This is a genomic window from Levilactobacillus namurensis (assembly GCF_032197885.1).
Taxonomy (GTDB): Bacteria; Bacillota; Bacilli; order Lactobacillales; family Lactobacillaceae; genus Levilactobacillus; species Levilactobacillus namurensis_A.
Window position 1 is genome coordinate 162,644 of sequence record NZ_CP134159.1, and the last position, 24,161, is coordinate 186,804.

General features: G+C 55.2%; 18 protein-coding genes. 12 read left to right on the top strand and 6 right to left on the bottom strand.

Annotation, left to right across the window (positions count from 1 at the left end):
* Positions 1–181: 181 nt before the first annotated feature.
* Positions 182–721, bottom strand: a complete 540-nt coding sequence (locus tag RIN67_RS00730) for a hypothetical protein (protein WP_264999577.1) — start codon at positions 719–721, stop codon at positions 182–184.
* 229 nt (positions 722–950) lie between these two features.
* Between RIN67_RS00730 and RIN67_RS00735 the strand changes: the two genes are divergently transcribed.
* Complete coding sequence (locus tag RIN67_RS00735) at positions 951–1,766, top strand: DNA/RNA non-specific endonuclease (protein WP_264999578.1); 816 nt, start codon at positions 951–953, stop codon at positions 1,764–1,766.
* Between the two features lie 70 nt (positions 1,767–1,836).
* On the opposite strand, the gene RIN67_RS00740 is transcribed toward RIN67_RS00735, so the two are convergent.
* Positions 1,837–1,992 (bottom strand): hypothetical protein, encoded by a 156-nt coding sequence (locus RIN67_RS00740; RefSeq protein ID WP_156652545.1) that lies wholly within the window; start codon positions 1,990–1,992, stop codon positions 1,837–1,839.
* 114 nt (positions 1,993–2,106) lie between these two features.
* Here RIN67_RS00740 and cls point away from each other — a divergent pair, with 114 nt between their 5' ends.
* From cls to RIN67_RS00765, 5 genes are all read left to right on the top strand, one after another.
* Positions 2,107–3,558, top strand: a complete 1,452-nt coding sequence (gene cls, locus RIN67_RS00745; protein ID WP_264999579.1) for a cardiolipin synthase — start codon at positions 2,107–2,109, stop codon at positions 3,556–3,558.
* A 335-nt stretch (positions 3,559–3,893) separates the two neighbouring features.
* On the top strand, positions 3,894–6,992 hold the full coding sequence (locus RIN67_RS00750; protein WP_264999580.1) for a YfhO family protein: 3,099 nt from the start codon (positions 3,894–3,896) through the stop codon (positions 6,990–6,992).
* A 223-nt stretch (positions 6,993–7,215) separates the two neighbouring features.
* Entirely contained in the window at positions 7,216–7,845 is a 630-nt protein-coding gene (pcp, locus tag RIN67_RS00755) for a pyroglutamyl-peptidase I (protein WP_264999581.1), read from the top strand.
* A gap of 188 nt (positions 7,846–8,033) precedes the next feature.
* Positions 8,034–8,426, top strand: coding sequence for a hypothetical protein (locus tag RIN67_RS00760; protein ID WP_264999582.1), 393 nt, complete (start codon positions 8,034–8,036; stop codon positions 8,424–8,426).
* Positions 8,427–8,450: 24 nt separating this feature from the next.
* Positions 8,451–8,777, top strand: coding sequence for a hypothetical protein (locus tag RIN67_RS00765; RefSeq protein WP_264999583.1), 327 nt, complete (start codon positions 8,451–8,453; stop codon positions 8,775–8,777).
* 87 nt (positions 8,778–8,864) lie between these two features.
* On the opposite strand, the gene RIN67_RS00770 is transcribed toward RIN67_RS00765, so the two are convergent.
* Positions 8,865–9,098, bottom strand: a complete 234-nt coding sequence (locus RIN67_RS00770) for a hypothetical protein (protein ID WP_024748014.1) — start codon at positions 9,096–9,098, stop codon at positions 8,865–8,867.
* Between the two features lie 309 nt (positions 9,099–9,407).
* Here RIN67_RS00770 and larD point away from each other — a divergent pair, with 309 nt between their 5' ends.
* A complete protein-coding gene (larD, locus tag RIN67_RS00775; protein WP_264999584.1) occupies positions 9,408–10,127 on the top strand; it encodes a D/L-lactic acid transporter LarD in 720 nt (239 codons plus the stop codon).
* A 137-nt stretch (positions 10,128–10,264) separates the two neighbouring features.
* Here larD and RIN67_RS00780 read toward each other — a convergent pair whose 3' ends face one another.
* Positions 10,265–11,575 carry an NCS2 family permease gene (locus tag RIN67_RS00780; protein ID WP_024748012.1) on the bottom strand — a complete coding sequence of 437 codons (1,311 nt, stop codon included), beginning with the start codon at positions 11,573–11,575 and terminating at the stop codon, positions 10,265–10,267.
* A gap of 220 nt (positions 11,576–11,795) precedes the next feature.
* Positions 11,796–12,779, bottom strand: a complete 984-nt coding sequence (locus tag RIN67_RS00785) for an aldo/keto reductase (protein ID WP_264999585.1) — start codon at positions 12,777–12,779, stop codon at positions 11,796–11,798.
* A gap of 160 nt (positions 12,780–12,939) precedes the next feature.
* Between RIN67_RS00785 and RIN67_RS00790 the strand changes: the two genes are divergently transcribed.
* From RIN67_RS00790 to RIN67_RS00800, 3 genes are all read left to right on the top strand, one after another.
* Positions 12,940–13,542 carry an NAD(P)-binding oxidoreductase gene (locus RIN67_RS00790; protein ID WP_264999586.1) on the top strand — a complete coding sequence of 201 codons (603 nt, stop codon included), beginning with the start codon at positions 12,940–12,942 and terminating at the stop codon, positions 13,540–13,542.
* A gap of 86 nt (positions 13,543–13,628) precedes the next feature.
* Positions 13,629–13,991, top strand: coding sequence for a hypothetical protein (locus tag RIN67_RS00795; RefSeq protein ID WP_024748009.1), 363 nt, complete (start codon positions 13,629–13,631; stop codon positions 13,989–13,991).
* 156 nt (positions 13,992–14,147) lie between these two features.
* The gene (locus RIN67_RS00800; RefSeq protein WP_264999587.1) at positions 14,148–15,161 is read left to right on the top strand and encodes a polysaccharide deacetylase family protein; all 1,014 of its coding nucleotides are present in this window, start codon (positions 14,148–14,150) and stop codon (positions 15,159–15,161) included.
* Between the two features lie 215 nt (positions 15,162–15,376).
* Here the strand turns inward: RIN67_RS00800 and RIN67_RS00805 are convergent, their stop codons facing one another.
* The gene (locus RIN67_RS00805) at positions 15,377–16,519 is read right to left on the bottom strand and encodes an ArgE/DapE family deacylase (protein ID WP_264999588.1); all 1,143 of its coding nucleotides are present in this window, start codon (positions 16,517–16,519) and stop codon (positions 15,377–15,379) included.
* 192 nt (positions 16,520–16,711) lie between these two features.
* Here RIN67_RS00805 and RIN67_RS00810 point away from each other — a divergent pair, with 192 nt between their 5' ends.
* Entirely contained in the window at positions 16,712–20,359 is a 3,648-nt protein-coding gene (locus RIN67_RS00810; RefSeq protein WP_264999589.1) for a PD-(D/E)XK nuclease family protein, read from the top strand.
* The gene (gene addA, locus RIN67_RS00815; RefSeq protein ID WP_313826099.1) at positions 20,352–24,125 is read left to right on the top strand and encodes a helicase-exonuclease AddAB subunit AddA; all 3,774 of its coding nucleotides are present in this window, start codon (positions 20,352–20,354) and stop codon (positions 24,123–24,125) included. The genes RIN67_RS00810 and addA overlap by 8 nt, the downstream gene beginning before the upstream one ends.
* Positions 24,126–24,161 lie beyond the last annotated feature (36 nt).

Sequence of the window (24,161 nt, forward strand, 5' to 3'; positions counted from 1 at the left end):
GTTCCAGCCTCTTCAGGCCTAACCGGTAAGGCGGGGGATTACCACAATCCGTCCCTTGATTAAACGTAAGAAAAAGTCTGGGACAAAATGCCCAGACTTTCGCTGTTTTTAACGATATGGTGCTGAAACGTGCGGGCGAAGCTGGCTAACTGCCTTTGCGCCCACGCGCCTTCAGCGATGCTTAGTTGTTCGTTACTTTCATCAACACGGCCTTGGTGACGTCTTCGTCAACGTTCCGGGAGATGTGGTAACCCGCGACCTTGAGCTTAGTGCTCTTGTTGGTTCCAGTCAGCGTCTTCTTGACCGTGAACTTTTGGGTCATCGGAATATCGGATAATTTTCCTTTGAACTTGATCAAGGTCTGTTTCCCCTTAGTCTTAAAGGTTGCCGTTAACGTGCCGGCCTTGCTTAAGGCGTCGGCCTTCTTAGCGGCGTTGTAAGACTTGTAGAGCTTATCAACGTTGTAGACCGTGACTTTGTTACCGTTGAACCGGTAAGCCTCTAAACCAGAGTTACTTTTGGCGTTAACGTTTCCCGCCACGTACCAGAGTTGCTTGGACTTGGTCAGCGTGGACTTGACGTCGGCCTTCTTAGTGGTCTGGTTCTTGAAGCTAGCTTGTTGGTTGCTGCCATTTTGACCACTGTTACTGCAACCGGCTAAGCCAATTGCCATTACGGCAACTAGGCTTAAGAGCGCGGTTAAAACACGTGTTTTTTTCAATGTTAGTCACCTCTTCGCAAATCATACCAGTTTTTTCGTAAAGGGACAACGCCGGGGACTTAGCCGGGTAAAGGCGGTATACCGTAAAGACTGGATCGGTGCGGGGGTCGTTAAGAAAGGGTTAAGTTCCCTAAATGCGTTTCGGATGAAAAAGCGCACACTTGTTCGCTAAATTCTGGTAAAATGAAAGCCGAATCAATTTGGCAGAGATGAGAGGGGAGTTTTAGGCGTGAGTAAACGCTATCGACGCCGGTCGCGGCGTAGTCCCATCACCGTGTATGGGGCGGTCATTCTAATCGTTTTAGGGGTCATCGGCTTCTTGGGTGGCCAGGGGAATCCAACGGCTCAGCGGATCACGGAGCAAGCGTCCAGTGTGGTCAGTCAGGTAACGGGGCACTCGAATGCGACTACCGCCACCCCCAAAGAATCGGTGGCGACCAAGCAACTAGCGCAACAGAAGTATACCGGGACCCAGATCGTCGCGGTCAACCATAACCAACCGACCTTCACCAAGCAAGAGTTGTCGCTGAGTCGGGGATCCTGGCAGAAGTACGGTAACCTAGACAGCCTCAACCGGGTCACCACCGCGAACGCGATGCTTAGCAAGCAGTTGATGCCTACTGCTAAGCGGCAACCGTTGAATGTGACGCCTACGGGGTGGCACAATAAGCCGTACACCATCAACGGCAAGCGCGGTTACTTGTATAACCGGAGTCACTTGATCGGGTATCAGATGACCGGTCAGAACAATAACTGGAAGAACCTGATGACCGGAACCCGGTCGTTGAACGATCCGGGGATGACGGCTTACGAGAATCCGGTGGCGAATTACCTGCGTAGTCATCCACAAGATCACGTACGCTACCAAGTCCAGCCGGTCTTTCGGGGCAACGAGTTGGTCGCGCGGGGCGTGCACATGCAGGCCCAGTCGATTGAGACCAAGGATATTGCCTACAACGTCTACATCTTCAACATTCAGAGTGGTGTGAAGATCGATTATCAGACGGGATACAGCCAGCGCGGGGACGCAGCCGCCGCCTTTTAACTAAAAAAGCCCCCTCAAGGGCACTCAAACGGGACGGTCGCGAGTCTAAACGCGGCGGTCCCGTTTGTGGTCAACGGCGGTTGTTATACCGGTAGAGCAGGTACAGGAGAACGCCGGCGATGAAGATAATTGCGATGCCGGGGTTCTCGCGGAATAGCCAGTGAAAGACCCGAAAAGGACTGGTCCCGTGGAGTCCGGCAATCAGGGTCATGGGTAAGCTGAGCAAGATCATTTCCCCCTTTAAATTTATCGCCATTGTAAGCCGAAATTTTCTAAAAAGTAAAGACATTTGTTTGTTTTGGCGTATGATAAAAAGGCAAGGAGTGAAGGAGGGGAAGCCATGACCTGGAGTATGGTTATCGAAATCATTGTCATTATTAACGCGGTCCTAGCCTTTTTGACGGTCTTTCGGGAGAAGCGGGACATCGCCGCAACTTGGGCTTGGATGTTGGTGCTGGTGCTGGTACCCATTGTTGGGTTTATTGCTTACGCCTTTATCGGCCGGAAGCTGCCCAAGGGCCGGATGTTTCGCTTGAAGCACCAGGTAGCGGTTCAACTGGATGAACGGCTGTCGCAACAACGTGAACAGATTGGTACCCAAATTATGCCGGCGGATAAAATCAGCCACTCCGTGATCAACATGGTCAACATGTTCATGTCGACGGACTCGGCTTTCCTAGCACGGCAGAATCGCGTGCGGGTGATTACTGACGGCCATGAATTATTTCACACGATGTTGGAAGATATCGAGGGTGCGACTTCCAGTGTTCATATTGAGTTCTATACCTTTTATAATGATCGTATTGGTAACGAAGTCTTAGATCTGCTGGTGAAGAAGGCGCAAGAGGGCGTCGAAGTCCGGGTCATCTACGACCCTTGGGGTTCGATGGGGACCTGGAAACGGTTCTTCAAACCCTTAATGGCCGCCGGTGGTCACGTGGAGCCCTTCTTAGGGACCCGTTCGGCCGTGATTGACTTTCGGCTGAACTTCCGGGATCACCGGAAGATCGTGACGGTCGATGGGCGCATAGGGTACGTCGGGGGCTTCAACATCGGCGACCAGTACCTGGGGCGTAAGGAGAAGTTCGGCTACTGGCGCGACACCCACCTGCGGATTGTGGGGTCGGGGGTCTTCGCGTTACAGGCCCGCTTCATGTTGGACTGGAACGCGACTGATAAGGACCATCCCTTTGATGATAGTGTGATCGATCACCGGTACTTCCCACTCACCAAGGTGAAGGGGGAGACCAGCTTACAGATTGTCTCGAGTGGTCCGGATTCCGACCTGCAACAGATTAAAATGGGGTACATGCGCCTGATTCAGACCGCCGAGAAGCGGTTGTGGATCCAGACGCCGTACCTGATTCCCGACGATAGCGTCTTGGACTCGTTGCGGATCGCCGCAATGGCGGGCATCGACGTTCGCATCATGATTCCGGATAAGCCGGATCACGCCTTCGTCTACCGGGCCACGCAATACTATGCGCGGCAGTTGGCCGAAGACGGCGTGAAGATCTACTACTACCATAACGGTTTCATTCACGCCAAGACCATGGTGGTCGATGGTAAGATTGCCTCGGTGGGTTCGGCGAACATGGACTACCGTAGTTTCAAGTTGAATTTCGAGATCAACGCGTTCATCTACGACAGCGCCATCGCCACGCAGTTGGAGGACATCTTCGAAGCCGATATGCGCCACAGCGAGCTGATCACGACTGAAAAGTTCAACCAACAATCGCTATACCTTAAGTTTAAGCAGACAGCGTCACGCCTACTCTCGCCGATTCTCTAACCGGGGAATTACGGGTCAAATTAGTTGGTTTCCGTAGGGCGCGGGTGTACGCTTAGGATGCTGGCGGATAACGTAGCGGCCGGATTGAGGCCAGGGTTTCCTGGTGGTCGCGCGTTGAACAGCAGAATATGAATGTATGTGTGAGAGGAGCTCGTATCGTATGATGCGGGCCCTTTTTACGTCTAGGGGAATCGAAGAATGTTGGGGATACCAAAATTGCGTCAAAATATTACCGTTTGGCTAAAGGTTGGCAACAATGATTGACACGGCGCAACGGGATTTGTACATTGGGAGTAATGACTTCAACTGTGCACTTTTAAGGAGGATTTGCCACTATGAAAATTGGACGTCACCGGTGGCCGTTGTTTGTCCTGTATACAGCGGCCTTTGTGGTGATTGCCGCACTGAGTTTTGGGATATTCCGTCTCAGTAGCCGGACCTTTATCTGGTATCTAGACGGCATCAGTCAACATTACCCCATGATCTTGGAACTACACCGGTTATTGGTCGCTCAGGGATTGGACGGTCTCGCGGGCTGGTCTTGGACCCTGGGTTTGGGTGCGGATAAGTTAACTACCTTGTCCTATTACGTGTTGGGGGACCCGTTCGCGTACCTGAACGCCCTGTTACCTACGCGCTGGTTGGAAACGGGCTTCGCGTGGATGGTGATTCTGCGCCTCTACGCGGCAGGCCTCGTGTTCCTGCCCTTGGCCAAGCTATACCGCTTTAAGCCCGGGAGCCAGCTACTAGGGACCCTGACTTATACCTTCACCGGCTACTCGCTGATGATTGGGGTGCATCACCCGTTCTTCTTACTGCCGATGATCTGGATGCCCTTGTTGTTTGTGGGAATCGAACGGATCTTGCAGGGCAAGAGTTGGGTGCCCCTGGGCGTGGTGACCGGTGTTGCGATTCTCAGTAACTTCTACTTCGCGTACATATTGGGACTGGGGAGTCTGTTCTATGCCGCCATCCGTTTTGCTCGGCGGAAGGTGGATCGGACGCTGCTAGCCAGTGGTTGGCAGGTTCTGCGGCGCTTTATCTGGGCGGCCGGGAGTGGCATCCTCTTATCGGGAATCTTCCTGGTGCCATCGCTGTTAATGATGCTGCACTCGACCCGGGCCGTGACCAAGTTTGCGAACGGGCTGTGGCTCTACCCAATCAACTACTACTTGAACCTGGCGAATACCGTCCTGACTACCGGAAATGGGCTGACCTATTGGGTCGTCTTCGGGATGACGGGTTTCACCTTCTTCGGGTGCGTCTATACATTGCTCCATTGGAAACAAAACTGGAGTTTGGCGTTGACCTTAACGGCGATTCTGATCGGGCTGGTTTTCCCAGCCGTGGCAGCCTTCTTCAACGTCTTATCGACGCCTTCGAACCGGTGGTTGCTCCTGGCCGCGATTCCGTTAAACCTTGCGACCATGGTGTTGGCGGATCAGGTGACTACCCTGACCACCCGCGATCGCCGATGGATCGGGGGGACCGCCGCAGGACTCTTGATTTTGGTCTACCTGAGCAACGGGGCGACCTTCGATAACCCCGCTAGAGACCTCTTGGCCTATGGCTTGTTTCTGGCCATGACCGCCGCGTTGGTGGGAAGTGGCCAGCAACCCGCTAAGGTCGTGATTCCCGTGGTGGGCGTGCTGGTGGGGATGAACCTGGTCAGCAACGCGTGGGGGTATTACGATCCCAACCTGAGCCAACAGGCCACCCAGGAGCTACGTCGCAAGGACGCGACCCAGTACCTGACCAAGTATTACGATGGCGCCCAGGTGGTGCCCAAGGCTGAGAAGACGTTTAGCCGGATTAATCAGTTGCCTAGCTACAACGTCTTTCGAACTGCCGGGAACAACTACGCTATGTTCCATGAGTTACACGGGGTGATGTCCTACTTCTCCGTGGAGAACGGGTACGTAGGTCAGTTCAGTCAGGACCTGCAGAACTCGCAGTACCAGATGAACTCCCCGATGACCCAACTGGACAACCGGAGTACCATGAACCACCTGTTGGGCGTCAAGACAATTTTCGCCCGCCAGGATCAGGTGACCGATAAGATGGCGATTCCTTACGGGTACAAGGCCGGTAAGAAGGTCTATAACGAAAAGCCGGTCTACGCGCTGTCGAACGGGACGGGGACGCAGTTACTGACCACTGACCTGGCCTTCCCACTGGTCTACACCCAATCGCAGGCCATGACCCGGAAGCAGTGGCTGAAGTTACCGGCGACTGACCGGGCCCGGAGCCTGACGCAGGCGGCCGTGACCACGGATAAGGCTAAAAACGTGGCCCAGGCGGATTACCAGTCGCCAGCCCGCAAGCTGGATTATACGGTCACGCCTAACGCGGTACCAGTAATTAATAACACCAATAAATTGATCCAGTATCGGTTAAAACAAGCGTTTGCTGGACAGAAGGATAACCTGAACAACAAGCAGTCGGCTAGCTTCGGCCAGACCTTAAAGATGCCTAAGCTGACGTTGGACGAAGACGGGATGATGACGCCGGAAGAAGTGAAGCAGTACGCGCCAATGGCAGGACTGGACAAGCATCCTAAGGCGGTCAAGAACATCTTGCAGGAGAACCAAAACATCCTGGACGCGACTACTGAAGCCAACGCGCACGGGTTACGGCAAATGACCAGTGATGCGCAGGGCCACCAGATCAGCTATACGCTGACTATCGACCGGCCCAAGCTGGCCCAGGGGACGGAACTGTACCTGGCCTTTGACGGGTTACAGTCCAAGCGTCTGACCACCAACGAACAGCTGCAGGCCCAAGAGAACACCAGTCTACTGGGAGCCACGCCACGGTCAGACCTGACTAAGCTGAATGCTTGGCGGAAAGCCGTGAAGTCACCGGACTTGGGCGGTTACTGGGTCATGGCGAAGACCCGGGATCAGATGAAGAGTTTCACCCAATTGGGCTTGGATAACCTTTCGGATTACGAGCACAAGAGTAAGGTGCTGTTAAACCTGGGTTATAGTCAGAAGAATCGGGAGACTATCGACATCACGTTCAACACCACCCACCAAGTCTCGTTCAAGTCGGTCAAGTTGATTGCGATGCCGTTCAACCGAAACTACGACCGGCAGGTTCACCAGGTTCAGCGCCAGGGACTCCAGAACGCCAAGGTCAGTGACGACCGGGTGACTGGCGACCTGACCACGAACCAGGCCAGCGTTCTGGCAACCTCGATTCCGTATTCGACGGGGTGGCGGTTGACCGTTGACGGGAAGACCACACCGACCCAAGTGGTCAACGACGGCTTCGTGGGCGCGGAACTAGGCGCCGGTACCCACCACATCAAGTTGACTTACCGCACACCAGGTCTGCGTGTTGGGGCACTATTAAGTGCTGTCGGCATCGTTTGCTTGGGACTCAACAGTCTCTGGATCTGGTGGCGGCGGCCGATGAACCGCAAACACTGATCTTTGAGTTAGTCGGAACCTGGGACTGACGCCGGATTGTTAAGAACCTTAGGAAAGGGCTGGAACGGATGACGCGTTCCAGCCTTTTTTCTATGTTTAGTCAAAGGGGAGGATGCCCATCACGGCGGTAATTGGCTCATCATGATGGACTCAAGTCTGATTTGCGTTACCCGCCGCTTGTTTACGGTGAGGGGACGGGTATAATCGAGGATAACGAACGGAGATGGTGATCACGAAAATTTTAGTAACGGGTTTTGATCCTTTTGACCACGCGCCGGTCAATCCGGCCTGGGAAGCTGTCCGTCGGTTACCGGCGACGATTGCGGGGGCCCAGATTGTCACGGCGCAAGTCCCCACGGTCTTTGACCAGTCGGCCCAAGTGCTGCACCAAGCGATTCTGGACCACCGCCCGGACGTGGTCTTAGCCATTGGCCAAGCCGGGGGCCGCGCGGGGCTGACTCCGGAGTTGGTGGCGATTAATCGTAACGATGCCCGGATTCCGGACAATCAGGGACAACAGCCCTGTGACCAGCCCGTTCAAGCGGATGGCCCGGCGGCTTACTTCACCCAGTTACCGGTCAAGGCCATGGTGGCGGCGATTCGTGCGGCGGGTCTGCCCAGTCAGCTCTCGACCACGGCGGGAACCTTTGTCTGCAACCACTTGATGTACCAGGCTCAGTACCAACGGGCCCACGAATTTCCCGGGTTATGGGCGGGATTCATGCATATTCCGTTCTTACCCAGCCAAGTGGTTGACCGCCCCGGCGTTCCTAGCATGGCGTTAGCGGATGCTGTGCGCGGTATTACGGTGGCCGTGACGGCCATCGTTACCGCACGACAAGCAGAACACTAAATAAATTAAGGCCCCACTAGTCCGTGATTCGGCACTAGTGGGGCTTGCTGGTTAACCGTCCTCGGTGAAACATAACCCGGGAAATCTGGTGTGCGACCCAGTGGTTATTTCCCGGGTTAACGGTACGAGGTTGAAGAAGGTGGGGCGGATTTGGTACCCTAAAGGGAGAAAACGAGGAGGAAATCAGCGTGAAAGCAATTTGGCAACGGCCGCTGGTTCGGTATAGTCTACTGGGCGGCTACGGCGTCTTGTTCCTGTTCTTTGTGTGGGGGTTGGCCTTCACTTGGCCGATCCGACTGATCTGGTTCCTGGGGTTGGGTTTGACGTCGATATTGTGCTGGGCCTTACGCCCAAGCTGGTCGGCAGTGTGGCACGGCCGCGAGAGTCCCGCTTGGGAACTGGTCTTGTGTTTGATGGGTGATGTGATCATGTTAGGCCTTTTTGGCAGCTTACCGGGGCGGTTAATGGGACTCGGTGCGGTGCTCTGGCGGGCGACGGCATTTCTAGTTGCCAGCCACTGGATAGTGTTACTGGACGAGTTGGTCTACCGACACCGAATACGCCGGTCCCAAAATAATTGAGTGTGAATTGGAGGAGCGAGTGAAATGTGGCATGAGTTATGGCGTCCTTGGCGAGAAGGCGCAGCAAGTTTTCGGCGCTGGGCCGACGAGTATTCGCCGCGACGGTTACGCTGGTTTGGGCTGGGACTGATCGTGGTCCTGATTCTAGGAATTGGGTTGATCACGGTCCGGGCGACGACCTGGGGCTACGGCCTCTTGGGGGTGTGGTTCTTCCCGCTGGCGGACTATTTGACGCTTCGATTCTTACGGTGGCACTGGCCTAGCATGGTGAGCCTGATTGTGGGCACCTTATTGGGCGCCGTGATAACCATGGCCGTGATGCTGGGCTGTGCGTTGGTATTCCACGATTAAGAGGCGTCCACTGCGGTTCTAGTAAGGGCCACAGCTGAACGCGTTAAAAAAGACTGGGAAAGCTTCCCAGTCTTTTTTAGGTACGGGTTAAAGGCGGCTATTGTAGATCAAGAAACTGATATAGCAAGGTTCACCTTCCGGTAAGTCGTAACCCGTATTTTGGTTAGAGCCGTCGTTTTCGTGGAGTACCACGAACTCGCCGGACCCATAGTCTTGTTCGTTTAAATATTTGGCGAGGCGGTCGTCACACTCCGCGAGGGTCTTCCCCGTGACGACCCGTCGATTCCAGCCCCGATGGATAACCTCAGTTGGATTCATCATTTGCCACATCTCCCGTAATTGGCGCCAAGGGCTGCTGGCTGGTCGAAATCAGCCCAGTCCGACGACCAAAAGTTAAAAAATAATTGTGTCTGACCTGAATGATGATTAAGCGGTTCCATTCAAGCCCTTAACCTCATCATAGCAAAGTTGCCGTCCGGATACCAATTATCTCGGCGACCGATTCATCAAAATGTAACAGACATAAGCGATACCCTCTAGTATAATAAAAAATTGCGTGTGTCAGTCGGCTTGGTCCCCGTGACCGGCGCTGGCATACCTAGGCATAAGTTGAAATAGGAGGATATCGTTTTGTTAGTACATAATTTAGTTGCGGAATTTATGGGTACCGCGCTGATGATCATTTTTGGGGTCGGCGTTCACTGTAGTTCCGTCTTAAAGGGCACCAAGTACCGGGGTTCCGGCCATATCTTTGCCATCACGACTTGGGGTTTCGGGATCAGTATCGCGTTGTTCATCTTCGGCAACGTCTGCATCAACCCGGCTATGGTGTTGGCTCAATGCTTATTGGGTAACCTGCCTTGGAGCAGCTTCATTCCTTACTCCGTGGCGGAAGTCTTAGGGGGCATTATCGGGTCCGTGATCGTCTACATCATGTACGCCGACCACTTCAAGGTCTCGGCTGATGAGATTTCGCCGATTACGATTCGGAACCTGTTCTGTACTGCGCCAGCCGTGCGGAACTTACCCCGGAACTTCTTCGTCGAATTCTTTGACACGTTTATCTTCATTTCAGGGATCCTGGCGATTTCTGAAGTGAAGACGCCCGGCATCGTGCCGATTGGCGTAGGGCTGTTAGTCTGGGCCATCGGGATGGGCCTGGGTGGCCCGACCGGGTTCGCGATGAACCTGGCACGGGACATGGGTCCCCGGATTGCGCACGCCTTACTGCCCCTGCCTAACAAGGCGGACAGTGACTGGACTTACGGCATTATCGTGCCCGGGATTGCGCCGTTCGTCGGGGCGGCCTGTGCGGCGTGGTTCATGCACGGCTTCTTCGGCATTGGGTAAGCCGTCAAGTGACGTTGGAACTAGCTAGTGATTAAGTTTAAAATAGTGACCTTAGGCGTTGGGCTACGGCTCAGCGCCTTTTTTAGACCAAAAATCGCCTGACCCAGAGGCCAGACGATTCTGATAACTCGATTGAATTAGTTGGCGTTTAAGATCCAGAGGAACCCGATGAAGACTACGGCCAGTCCGTACATCATCGGACCGACTTCCTTACCGCGCTTGGCGGCAATCATGGTCAGCGGGTAGGTGATGAACCCTAAGGCGATACCGTCGGAGATACTGTAAGTCAGTGGCATCCCCAGGACGATCAGAAAGGCGGGAGCAGCGACTTCGAATTTTTCCCAGTGGATGTTCTTCAGGGATTGCGCCATCAAGACCCCAACGATGATCAACGCGGGGGCCGTCACTTGGCTGGTCACCACGGAAAGCAGTGGGGAGAAGAATGCCCCTAGGATGAAGAGAATCCCGGTCACGATTGCCGTGAAGCCCGTCCGACCCCCAACGGCGATTCCGGCGGAGGATTCCACGAAGGCGCCCATCGGCGAGGTCCCCAGCAACGATCCCACGACCATGGTACTGGAGTCAGCCATCAGCGCTTTCCCGATACGGGGCAGCTTGTTGTTCTTGACCAGTCCGGCTTGTTCGGCCAGTCCGACCAAGGTCCCGGTGGTGTCGAAGAAGGTGACCAGTAAGAAGGTTAGGACCACCACGGCCAGTTGTAAGGAATTGATGCTCCCGGCGTGGGTCAGCCCGACTAAGAAGGTTGAGTCGATGCTGGGTACGGGCGCGATGATTTGCTTAGGCATTGGAATCAAGCCGGTCATCAGACCTAATGCGGAGTTGGCAATCATCCCAATGAAGATGGCTCCAGGAATCCGGGCGCTCATCAGAATCAGCGTGACCAGTAACCCGAAGATGGTCAACCAGGTACTCCCGGTATGCAACGACCCTAGGGTGATGATGGTCGACTTGTCGGCGGCCACCAAGCCCCCTTCGCTCAGGCCGATAAAGGCGATGAACAGGCCGATTCCGGCACTGATCGCCATTTTAAGGTCCCGGGGAATCGCATCAACCACCATTTCCCGCAGCTTGAAGGCCGTCAGGATCATGAAGAGAATCGAGGCCACGAAGACGCCGGCCAGCGCCGTCTGCCAGGGGACCTTCATCCCGATGACCACGGAGTAGGCGAAGAAGGCGTTGATCCCCAGACTTGCCGAGATGGCGATGGGGTAGTTGGCCAGGATACCCATTAAGAAACACCCGAAGGCGGAAGCAAAGGCGGTCGCCGTGAAGACGGCCCCTTGGCTGATTCCGGACGCCCCTAAGACTTGGGGGTTGACGAACAGGATGTAGGCCATGGACACGAAGGTGGTGATTCCCGCCAGGATTTCGGTCTTGAAGGTCGTTCCGTTTTCGTCAAAGTGGAAAAAGTTTGCGATGCGTTGCATATCATGCACTCCTTAAAACAGTAGTTAGTAGAATCCGAACATTAAGTGATAATGTTCGTGTTTATATCCTAAAACATTACTTATAGAGTATAACATAGCCATTAAAAATAGCAATCACGAATTTATCAAAAATGTTAAATAATAAAGTTCATGATTTAACACGATTTATCTGAGCATCAAAAAAGTCGCGGCGCAATGCCGCGACTAAAGAAATTTAAGGTTAATCAGGATCGGCCAAGGACTTACCGCTGGTGACGGCCTTGAACTTAGTGAAGGCTTGGTCGATGGTCTGGTATTCGGCCGACGTCAGGGTCACGTCGAGCGCTTGCGCGTTGGCCTCAACTTGGCTGGCCCGCTTGGCGCCCGGAATGACCACACTGATGAGTGGGTTTTGCATGTACCAAGCCAGTACCGTTTGAGCGACCGTGGCGTGGTGGGCTTGGGCAATTGGCCGGACTTGGTCGATGGCGGTCAGGGCTTGACTGTACCGGGGTTCCTGGAAATCGCTGATCTGGCTGCGAATGTCGTCGGCTGGGAAACTCACGGACTGGTCGTACTTCCCGGTCAACAGACCTGAAGCCAGTGGGAAGTATGGGACGAAGCTGATGTGGTGGTCCTTGAGGTACGGCATCATATCAACGGCGTGGTCTTGGTGGAGGAGACTGAACTCGTCTTCGACCACGTCAACGTACCCGTCAGCGTTGGCTTCCTTGATTTGGTCCAGACTGAAGTTGGAGATGCCGATGGCCCGAATCTTCCCCTGTTCCCGCAGGCGTTGCAGGGCACCGACCGCTTCGGCCTTTGGCGTGTCCTTGTCGGGGAAGTGGATGTAGTAGATGTCCAGGTAATCGGTATTCAGGCGTTTCAGACTGGCTTCGACTTGGGCGGTCAGGAACTCGGGCGTGTTGTTGATGACCTGTTCGCCTGACGAGAAGTCCTGGGCGCCTTTGGTGGCTAGGGCGAAGCTGTGACGGTCAAACTCGTGCATGGCCTGGCCGACCAGTTCTTCGGAGTGACCTAACCCGTAGACGTAGGCGGTATCGAGTAAGGTGATACCGTGATTCAGCCCGGTCTGAACTAACTTCAGGCCGTCATCGTCCTTCAGGTTGGGAAAGAGGTTATACCCGCCGACCGCGTTGGTTCCTAACCCCAGGGCGGTGGCTTGAACGTCGGACTTACCAATCGTAACGAATTCGTGTGACATTGAAATCCCTCCTAAATAGTATGAAACCGAATACAAAAGCTACCATTATCATACCAGATTCTGAGAAGCGGGGATACGCTTGTGAAATCTTTTCGGGAATCCATGACGCGAAGCCGGCGCTTTCTGGTACACTGGAACCTAAAGACTGGAGGAAAACGTGATGACGACTTATTTGATTATTGGGGCTAACGCCATCGGTCAAGCCGTGGCTGGTAACTTGGTGCGCCAACCGGCTGTGACGGTCCGGCTCTTGCACGGCGCGGACGAAACGCTGCCCGCTGAACTGGCTGCTCAAGTCACGGAAATGACGGGTGACCTGCATCAGGCAGACACTTACATTCCGGCGCTCCAGGATACGCCCATCGTCTTTTCCGCGTTGACGGGACCCGATGTGGACTGGGCGTTTGAGGAACTCTTCGATGCTCAGTACCACCAACGGTTACCGTTGACCCGCTTCGTGATGTTGAGTACGGCGGGGGTCGACGATGAAGTGACCGGTCAGTTGACCTATCCGGGAATCTCGGACGTCAAGGAGTACCTGAACCAGCAGCGGTATGCCGCTAAACAGGTGGATGAAGCCGAGTTCCCGTACACGATTCTGCGGCCCGTGACCCTGACGGAGACGCCCGCCGCGCCCGCCAAGATCATTGCGGAAGGTCAACCGGTTCCCGCGGGGACTGTTTCACGTGAAACAGTGGTCCAAGTCGCGACCGATTTACTGATCAATGGCGGCCACGACTATCAGTCACTCGCAATTTGTTAACCATGGCGAAAACTTTCTCCTTTTAGGAGAAATGGCGGTCGTTTGGCCGTTAACTTTGTTACACTTAATAAGCGGGGGTGAATACAGTGGCTTTAAACATTAATGACCAGCAGTTGGCGGCGGTGCGGGAACGCATCGACCAGGCTAACCAGAAGTCCCATTTTGTGATCTTTCAATCCGTCGAGAAAGCAACCGGTAAGGTATTGCGGTTGATCACGGATATCGAGAGTTTTCGGACGATTCAAGAACAGCACCAAGCGGACGCCGCGATGGTGATCATTCAAGATATCGTGCCGATTACCGACGACTTGGCCCGCTGGGCGGTCGCCGAGAATATGGCGGCGCAACAACCCAATGACGCCGCGGTGCTCGAGGACTTGGAGACGTATACCAATGCGGTGCTCACGGAGAATCACCAAGCAGCCAACACGGACGATGATCAAGACTAAGCAGTCGACAGCGATGTCGGGCTGCTTTTTATTTTGGTTCTGAAAAGTACGGTTGCGACAGAGGCCTTAGTTTGGGTGGGCACCGTTGACCCCCTTCACCAGAAAACCTGCTACACTTAACTTAAGTTAGGGGGATACCCGTGAGGAGGGGGTTTCATGAAGCGAAGAATAGTCTGGACCAGCGTTTTAACCGTGATGGCCGCGTTGGGTCTGTTAGGTGGTGGTCAGTCCGCTCAGGCCAAGACCACCGCGAACCGGGTGGTCACGTTTGGGCAACTCACGAACCGCAATTCGAAACGGCTCGCCGGGATTCGCCAGGCGGCCCGGCAACAGATTCTAACGCAGACGCACGCCAAGAGTCGGCGGGTGCCGGCGGTCTACCAAGTCAAATTACCGCACCACATGACCAAGAAGGCAACGTTGACGCCGCAGGGGTTGCGGATGAACCTGTTAGCGAACAGCTTCAAGGTCAAGCACATCACGATTCCCTATCAGCAGTTGACGGGGAAGGTCCTCAATCGTTACTTGCCCAAGGCCAACCGGACACCAACCACCAAGGGTAAGCTGGTAGCGTTGACGTTTGATGATGGGCCGGATGCGAAATTGACGCCTAAGTTATTGAAGATTTTGAAACGCAATCACGTGCACGCGACCTTCTTTGAAGTCGGCAACAGCGTGAGTCGGTACCCGCAAATCAGCCGGGCCGTCCTCAAGGGGGGCAACGAACTGGGGAACCATTCTTGGAACCATCCGGACTTCAACCGCATCGGGACGGCGAAGACCGTCAAGCAGGTCATCCGAACCAACCAGGCCCTGTATCGCGCCACGGGGCAGTTACCGGAGTACGTCCGACCGCCGTACGGCAATATTACGGCGGCTGAAGGCCGGGCCATCGAGCAGCCAATCATTCGCTGGTCCGTGGATTCCCGGGACTGGGCTTACCTGAACACCCAAAAGGATATTAAATCCGTGCTGGGTGCGACGCGTAACGGGTCGATCATCCTGATGCACGATATCCACGCGCCGTCCGTTGCGGCGGTGCCCACCATCATTCACCGGTTGAAGGCCAAGGGGTACCACTTGGTCACGGTCAGTCAGCTATTGAATCAGCGGGCGTTACCGGACTTACAGTACTTTGGCCGTGGCGATTACCGGGTGGTCGGACATTAACTTTGAAATAGAAACGACGCGTTACGGCAATTGGCGTAACGCGTTTTTGATAGGAAGATAGTGGCATGAGACGCTGGAATCGTTACGAACGATGGTAGCTAGTCGCTTGAGCAATACCAGGTAACTAATCTTGGAAACAAAAACAGACGGTCAGAATGACGTGCCCCAAAATTCCAGGGCACGTCAAAAAGCCGTCTGTTTTTTATGATTTTAAGTTAAGCCAAGAATTCTTCCGCTAGCTTCTGGTAGACCCGTTGGACGTGGGCAAACTGGTCCAGGTCTACGGATTCGTTGGTTGAATGGGCGGCGCTCCACTCGCCGGCACCGTAAACGGCGACCGGGAAGTGGTTGGCGGACTTGGTGAATTCGGAGGCGTCGGTGGCCCCGTGGATGACCTGTAATTGAATCGGATGACCGAATTCTTGATCGGCAATCGATTTGGTCAGCTGTAAGAGCTTTTCTTGCGGGTCACTGATGATCAGCTTGAAACTGTAGTCGATGTGCAGCGTCAAGTGGACATCGGGCTCCTGGTTCAACTGGTCCACGACCTGGTGCAGGCGGTCGATCACGGCCTGGTTGTCGAATTCAGGAATAGGGCGGATGTTCCCTTGAAGTTCCGCGTTGGCAGGAATACTGTTAACTTGTTCCCCACCTTTGAAGACGGTGACGTTGTGCACCAGCGGTCCCAGTTCAGGACTGACAGGGGCGTTATCGAAGGCGGTCTTTTCCGCGGTGACGAACTTGATTAAGTTGGTAATGGCGTTGATTCCCTTTTCGGGCATGGAACTGTGGGCGCCTTTGCCTTGGCAGAAGACGTGGTAGTTCAGTGACCCGTTGTGGGCGTAGACCAGGTTCCCACCGGTCGGTTCACCGATGACTAACCCGTCGAGGTCGTCCGCGAGACCTTGTTGGGTCAGCATCCGCGACCCCATGGCCCCGTTTTCTTCACCCACCGTGCCGATAAACCGTAAGCGCCCCTTTAAAGGGGTGCCCGCGTCTGCCAAGTTGATGAAGGTGATCACCATCCCGGCCAGGCCGCTCTTCATATCGGCGCTCCCCCGACCGTAGAGGACGTTGTTTTCGACGTGGGCGTCGAAGGGCGGGAACTGCCAGTTCGCCGGATCCCCGGTCGCGACCGTGTCCAGGTGGCCGGAAAGGGCTAAGACGTGATTGCTAGTAGTGTCCCCGATTTCGGCGACCAGGTTACTGCGTCCGGGGGCGTAGGGGATGACCTGGCTGTCGATGCCGTGGTCGGCGAATAAATGTTGAATGTAGTCAGCGACTGCGGCTTCGTTGCCGTTAACGGAGTTGAGACTGACCAAGTGTTTTAAAATCTGAAGTTGTTCCTGGGATTCCATGGTAAAAAGGCCCGCTTTCTCTCATCATTTTTTAATTTTAACTTGTTTTCAGTGTAGCACGCGGCGGGTCAAACGGAAAAGAAATTGGTAGATTTTTTGCCCAGTAAGTTTAATTTACGGTGAACATACGTTCGAGATGATTAGCATCTATGCTAAAATAAGACTATCGAGAAAATGACGGAGGGGTGGCAGATGAGTTTACAATTTATCTTAGGCAGTGCCGGAATGGATCACCGCAAGCCGATGGTCACGGCCCTGGCCCAGCAGTTGGCCGAACAGCCGGAGGAACAGGGGTATTACCTGGTTCCGAACCATATTAAGTTTGAGACGGAAGTGGATGTCCTGACTGATTTGAAACGCGAATTGGCCCAGGACGACCCACTCTTTGCGCAGTCCCAGGTTCAGGTGTTTTCCTTTACCCGGTTGGCCTGGTTCTTCATGAAGAACGAACCGATTTACCAGCTGCCCCGGATCTCGCCGGCGGGGCTGAACATGTTGATCTATCAGATTATTCAAAGCCATGCCGACCAACTCACGATTTTCCGCGGGGAAGTCACCCGGCCGGGCTTTATCAGCCAGTTGACCGCCCAACTCGCGGAATTTCGGGTGGGGCAGGTGACCGCAGCTGATTTAGCCACGGCCATCGACCGCTTGGCCCCCGGTAGTGCGGACCTGCAGGCCAAGCTCCACGATCTTCTGATTATTTATGAAGCCTTTGAGACCCAGATGGCGGGGAAGTACGTGGCCAACACCGACCTCTTGAACCAGTTGGCCGACTTCTTGACCCAGGTCGATCTCAGCCACGCCCACTTCTACCTGGAAGGCTTCTCCCAGTTGAGTGCGCAGGAACGTCAGCTGGTGACCGTCTTGATTCAACGAGCGGCCAGCGTCACGGTGGCTTTGAATCTAGATAAGGCGGCTCCGCAAGAGCTGCCAGACCCGACCAACTTGTTCTTCCAATCGGCTAAACTTTATCAACAACTCTATGCCGGAGCCCGCGCCAATCAAGTGCCCATCTTGACGGATCAACGGGCCCAGAAACCACGAGTGTCGGCTGACCTCTTGGCGTTGGACCAGTATTGGCAGGCCAGCACTAACCTGAGCGCCCAGCTTCCGGCGGTGACCACCACGCCCCAGCAGATTCAGGTGGTTCAGGCCGCCAGTCGGTATGCTGAGGTGGCCCACGTTGCGACCCGGATTCGCCAACTGGTGGCTAGTGGCCAGTACCGGTACCGTGATTTTCTGGTGACCACCCGACACTTGGATGCGTATCAGACCGTGATTGCGCCGATCTTTAACGCCCAGGCGATCCCTTACTTTGACGACGCGGACGTGCAGATGGCGGACCACCCCTTTGTGGAATTACTGACGGCCCTGTTCGACGTTCAGCGCCGGGATTACCGCTATGCCGACGTATTCCGGGTCCTGAAGTCGGAGCTGTTGTTGCCGGTGGATGAAAACGGGGACCCCATGGCCCTCGACGCTTACCGCCAAGCGGTCGCTTTGACTGAAAATTGGGTGCTCAAGAACGGTTACCAAGGCCAACACCGCTGGACCCAGAAGGACGATTGGGTCTACACGCGTTTCGCGGCGGGGGATGATAGCGTCCAGACCACCCAAGACGACCAGATCACCGCGCAGATCAACCAGATTCGCCACTTCATTAAGCAGACGTTACCGCCGTTCTTTACTCAGTTGAAGCACGCGCAGACCTATACGGATGCGGCGGCGATTCTCTACCAGTTCTTGGCCAACCATGGCGTGACCCAGCGCCTGATGGCTTGGCGGGACCAGGCTATTGATGCGGGAGAACTGATGCAGGCGGGCCAACCGGAGCAGACCTGGACCACGTTCTGTCAGATGCTCGACGAGTGCCACGCCATTTTGGGACCACTGCCCTTTAACCTAACGGACTTTGAAGCCCTTTTGCAGGCCGGGTTTGCCGGGGCCAAGTTTAACCAGATTCCCTCGACGCTGGACCAGGTGTCGGTCTCGGAAAGCGGGTTAGTACAGGCCAACAACCGGAAGGTGACCTTCTTGATTGGGGCGACCGCCGACACCATGCCGGATAATCAGGTCCCCGCGACCTTGTTGGCGGATAACGACCGGCAAGACTTGGGGGAAGAGTTGCAGGCAACGGATAGCCAGGCTTATCTGCGTGATGATGCGGCCACCCAGTTAGCGGGGGAACCCTACTTGAACTATCTGGCGTTCTTGAGCGGCAGCGAGCAACTCATTTTCAGTTATCCCGCAGCCAGCGATCAGAGTGACGGCGTCGAGTTATCGCCGTACGTTGCCCGGATTCAGGAGCATTTCCACTTGCCGACGCAGGTGGTGACTGCGACGCCAGCGGCCGACGACCACGACATCTGGAACTATATCGGGACCCGCCGGACCACCTTGCGCCACTTAGTTCAAGCCAGCCACGATAGTAAGGAACGCAACCAGTCGCTGTCGCCAGCCTGGTCGTATATTTTGACACTCTTGCAGCAAGACCCGAATTATGGGGAGTTAACCAATAAATTGTTGGGAAGTTTGAGTTACCGCAACGTCCCGCAAAAGCTACGTCCAGATATCGTGACCCAGTTATACGGCCGGAAGATCAGCACGTCGATTTCGAAGCTGGAAGAGTACTACGCCAATCCGTACGCCTACTTCTTAAAATACGGCCTGCGGTTACAGGAACGCGACGTCTTCGAACTGTCTCCCGCCAGCACCGGGGAGTTCTTCCACGCGACGCTGGACGGCTTGATCAAGCTGGTCAATCAGCAACACCTGAACCTGGCCGACTTGGACGACCAGCAGATGAACGACATGATTGACGAGGTGACCGCTAAAGTCTTGGACACCACCCTGAATCCCCAGTTTGCGATTCTGGAAAGTTCCGCCCGGATGGGGTACATTCGCCACCAATTGATCAAAACCATGCACCAGATGGGCCGGACGCTCCACGAACAAAGCCGGCGAACGGCATTGCGGCCGCGTCGGACCGAAGTCCAGTTTGGTTTGGGAGACCAGCAGGGCCTTCAGCCGCTGGTCTTTGACTTAGACGCGGACCAGCCGGATAGCGCTACGCCACACCGGCAAGTGCTGGTGCGGGGGCGAATCGACCGGCTAGATGAATTGAAGTTGGCGGAGAAGACCTTCTTGGGTATCGTTGATTATAAGAGCTCCGAGCACCAGTTCGACTATCAGAGCGCCTACTACGGGCAGGCCATGCAGATGCTGACCTACCTGGATGCGGTCAAACGCAACCTGTCCCAGCTGGTCGATCAACAGGAGGCGCCGTCCACGGAACTGGCGGGTGCGGTGTACCTACACCTGCAGAACCCGGTTCTTAAGGCGGGGGACATTCTGAATCAGGATCCCCTGGACGCGTTGCTGAAGGCGGAACAGTATCAAGGGTTACTACTCGACGACACGGATTTTCTGGATCACATCGAAGAGTGGCTGGCGACTGACCGGTACTCTAAGCTCTTTAGGGGCCTGCGGAAGAAGGTCAAGGGGGGCTATTCATCAGAGAAACTGGTGACGCCCGACGAATTAGACAACTTGTTGGCCCACACGGAACGGTTGATCAAGACGGCCGCACTGGAAATCTTGGAGGGTCATTTGGACCTGGCACCGGTGCGGGAACAGAACCGGACGGCCCTTCAGTTCTCACCCTATAAGTCGATCATGCAGTTCGACCCACTCCTACCGGAAAATAATTACCACAATTTAACCAGTCTGAAGAAAGCCGACATCATGACGCTGATCGAACAAGAACGACAACAGAACGCCGCAGATGAGATGGCGGCTATCAAGAAGCGCGCGGAACAGGGGGATCATCGTGAGTAAATTTACCTATACGGAAAGTCAAAAAAAGGCCATCTTCGACCGGGGAACCGACTTACTGGTCTCCGCTTCGGCGGGGTCCGGGAAGACCCGGGTCCTGGTTCAACGGGTCATCGAGCACCTCAAGACAGGGACCGGGATTGACCAGATCCTCATCGTGACCTTTACCAAGGCGGCGGCCGCCGAGATGCGCGACCGGATTCAGACGGCCTTGCGGAAGGCGTTGGCGGCAAGTCAGGGCGATAGCCAGCAGCAACAGTTCTACTTGCGCCAATTGAACCTCTTACCGGTGGCCGATATCAGTACGCTGGATGCCTTTTGTTTAAACTTGTTGCAACATTACTATTACGTGATTGATTACGACCCGGTCTTTCGTCTCTTGGCGGACACCACGGAAAGTGCGCTATTACGGGACGAGGTCTGGACGGACCTGCGAGAAGAGCTGTACGCCGACGATCCGCAAGGACAGTTTGCCCGGTTGACGGAGAACTTCTCGGGCGACCGGAGTGACCAGGGCTTAGCGGATCTGGTTCAACGGGTCTACACCTTTGCGGATGCGGCCCCAGACCCGGATGCGTGGTTATCTGGGTTAGCGGATGCCTACCAGTTGGATGCGGCTCATCTGACGGAGACCAGCTTCTTCCACGACCGCTTACAGCCGTTATTGGCGGCCCAACTAGACCAGGTCCAAGCCGACCTGACTAGCGCGTTGGCGCTGGCTGAAAATGCCTCGTTGACCAAGCAGATGACGTATTTGACCCAGTGTTTAGACCAGCTGCATAACCTGCAGGACATCCTCCAAACGGGGAGTTGGAACGACTTGCGTGCGGAAGTCCTGGCGTTTAATTGGGGGCGGTTGTCGCCGATTTCTAAAAAGAACGAGGACCATGCGGTTTACGTTGACCTTAAGGCCTTTCGTGATTCGGCGAAGAAGCAACTGGATACCCTGGGGAAGACCTACTTCTTACAAGCCGAAGACGATGCGCTGACCACCATGCGTCAAGCTCATGAGCTGGTAACGGAGTTAGGGAGCGTGGTGCAAAGCTTCCGCCACGCGTACTTGGCGGAGAAACAACGGCGTCACGTCTTAGACTTTGCGGACGTCGAACACGCGGCGTTACAGATTCTGACCCAACCCGGGCAGGATTCCCAACACGTGCGCGAACAGTTGCGTAAGCAGTACCAGGAAATCATGGTTGATGAGTATCAAGACACTAACAGCTTGCAAGAAGCCATTTTAACGGCGATTGCCCAGCCTGAACCCCACGGGAACCGGTTCATGGTGGGGGATGTCAAACAATCCATTTACCGTTTCCGGCAAGCCGACCCGACCCTGTTTATGCATAAGTCTGACCGGTACGGGGCCAGTGACGCGGGCGAGCTGGTGACGTTGGCCGAGAACTTCCGGTCGATGAAGAACGTGGACGACTTTACCAACCTGATCTTCCAACAGTTGATGGACCGGCAGTTGGGTGAAGTGGCCTACGCGGGCGACGCACTGTTGAAATATGGCGCGCGGTATTATCCTAGTGACCTGCAGTTCCCGGCGGAAGTCATGGTTTACCTGAGTGACCGGCCGACGACTCCCGACTCTGGAGAAGCCATGGATGAGACCTTCCAAGTGGATAACAAGCACCAGGGCGAGGTCTTGATGGTCGGCAAGAAGATTCAGGAATTGATCGCGGACCAGGCACCGATTTACGATCGGGAGACCGGCCAGACGCGGCCGGTGCAATATCGCGACATCACCTTACTCACGCCGACGCGGGCGAACAACCTGATTATCACCGATGAATTACAGCACCTGGGGATTCCGGTGGTGGTCAACGATGCCCAGAACTACTTTAAGACCACGGAAATTCAGATTATGATGGCTCTGTTGCGCGTCATCGATAACCCATATCAGGATATCCCGCTGGTAGCCGTTCTACGGTCGCCCATCGTGGGGCTCAACGAAAATGAATTGGCGTTACTGCGAATCAACCAACGTACGGGCGACTACTATCAGGCCGTGTTGCACTTTGAGCAGACCTACAGTGAGGACCACGCCAGTGATTTCCAGCACACGGTCCACGAAAAGATCAGCCATTTTCTGGAACAGTTGAAGACCTTCCGGGACGTGGCCCAACAAAATGAGCTGGTCACGTTGATCTGGCGCATCTACCAGGAGACTGGTTTCTTGGATTACGTTGGGGGGATGCCCGCCGGTAAGCAGCGGCAGGCGAACCTCCATGCCCTGTACGAACGCGCCCAAAGCTATGAACACAGTAGCTTCAAGGGCCTCTTCCAGTTCGTGCGGTTCGTTGAACGGCTCCAGGAACGGGACGATGACCTGGCGAGTGCCCCCGTACAGACGGCGGACGATGCCGTGTCGGTGATGACCATCCATGGAAGTAAGGGATTGGAGTTCCCGGTAGTCTTCCTGATGGACGCCTCCCGGCAGTTCAACCGGCAAGATCAGACGGGCCCTTACGTTTTGAGTGGTAAGGATGGCATCGGCATCGACTACCTGGACACCACCAGCCGGATTCAGGCCCCGTCGCTACAAAAAGTGGTGATGGCCCAAGCCATCAACCGGGCCAGCCTGGCGGAAGAAATGCGGAAACTCTACGTGGCGTTGACCCGGGCGGAATCGCGGCTGTACATCGTGGGGTCGCATAAGACCCAAGACGAAGCCTTGAAGAGTTGGCAGCAGGCCTTCCAGAGTACCGACCTGGTACTGCCCGCGACGCTGCGGGAGAAGTCCACTCAGGCCAATTATCTGGACTGGATTGGGATGTGCCTGATGCGGACCCCTCAAGCCGGCGACTTGCGCGATGGTCAACCGGCGTTAAGTGCGCTGGCGGAGGATCCCGCGTTATTCAAGGTCAGCTTTGCCACGGAAGACGACGTGGCCCCCGCGACTAACGTGGCGCAGTCCGCTCAGGATTGGCTCAAACAGGCTAGTGCTGCGGCCCAAAAAGTGCCCGCGACCGCAGTCGATGGTGCCAAGCTGAAAGCCATTATGGACTTCCAGTATCCGCACCAGGCGGCGACGGTCACCACGGCCTACCAGTCCGTATCCGAAGCGAAACGGCTCTTTGAGGACCCGGACAATGCGCGTATCGGGGAGAGTCAACCCACTGAATTGGGCCGGCAACGGGGACGGCGGTTCGTCACCCACGACTTTGCCCGGCCGGATTTCTTGCAGACCGTGCGGGAACCGTTGCCGACCGAAATCGGGACGGCGACCCACTTGGTCCTTCAGCGGTTAGGCCTGACCCAAACGCCCACGGCGGAGCGGGTGCAGGCAGTGATCGATCGACTGGTCACGGACCAGGTCCTGACGGCGGCCGTTGCGGCTAAGATTCAGGTGGACACGGTATTACGGTTCTTCGCCAGCGACCTAGGGCAACAGCTCTTAGCGGCGCCCGACCGGGTCCAGCGAGAAGTGCCGTTCTCGTTATTGATGCCGGCCAAGAGTCTGTTCCAAGACTTTCAGGAACAGGATTCGCAGGTCCTGGTCCACGGGATCATCGACGGGTACCTGCAGACGGATCAGGGCATCATCCTCTTCGACTACAAGACCGACCACGTGAACCCCGACCGGTTAGATACCAGTGTGGCGCGGTTAGTCAACAAGTATGGTGGGCAGATCAACCTTTACGCGACCGCCTTACACCAGATGACCGGCCATCCGGTCTTGGGTCAGTACCTGTATCTCTTGTCGGTAGGCCAGTTAGTACCGGTTCCCCGGCGAGATCTGGACGACCCCTCAACGGCTGAATAAGTTAACCTAAATCAAAAAATCGGCGGCTAGTTGTAA

Bases quoted from the DNA above. Each gene is read 5' to 3' on its own strand.
- cls (WP_264999579.1), top strand. From the start codon at position 2,107: ATGACCTGGAGTATGGTTATCGAAATCATTGTCATTATTAACGCGGTC.
- RIN67_RS00750 (WP_264999580.1), top strand. From the start codon at position 3,894: ATGAAAATTGGACGTCACCGGTGGCCGTTGTTTGTCCTGTATACAGCG.
- pcp (WP_264999581.1), top strand. From the start codon at position 7,216: ATGGTGATCACGAAAATTTTAGTAACGGGTTTTGATCCTTTTGACCAC.
- RIN67_RS00765 (WP_264999583.1), top strand. From the start codon at position 8,451: ATGTGGCATGAGTTATGGCGTCCTTGGCGAGAAGGCGCAGCAAGTTTT.
- RIN67_RS00770 (WP_024748014.1), bottom strand. From the start codon at position 9,098: ATGATGAATCCAACTGAGGTTATCCATCGGGGCTGGAATCGACGGGTC.
- RIN67_RS00780 (WP_024748012.1), bottom strand. From the start codon at position 11,575: ATGCAACGCATCGCAAACTTTTTCCACTTTGACGAAAACGGAACGACC.
- RIN67_RS00785 (WP_264999585.1), bottom strand. From the start codon at position 12,779: ATGTCACACGAATTCGTTACGATTGGTAAGTCCGACGTTCAAGCCACC.
- RIN67_RS00790 (WP_264999586.1), top strand. From the start codon at position 12,940: ATGACGACTTATTTGATTATTGGGGCTAACGCCATCGGTCAAGCCGTG.
- RIN67_RS00800 (WP_264999587.1), top strand. From the start codon at position 14,148: ATGAAGCGAAGAATAGTCTGGACCAGCGTTTTAACCGTGATGGCCGCG.
- RIN67_RS00805 (WP_264999588.1), bottom strand. From the start codon at position 16,519: ATGGAATCCCAGGAACAACTTCAGATTTTAAAACACTTGGTCAGTCTC.
- RIN67_RS00810 (WP_264999589.1), top strand. From the start codon at position 16,712: ATGAGTTTACAATTTATCTTAGGCAGTGCCGGAATGGATCACCGCAAG.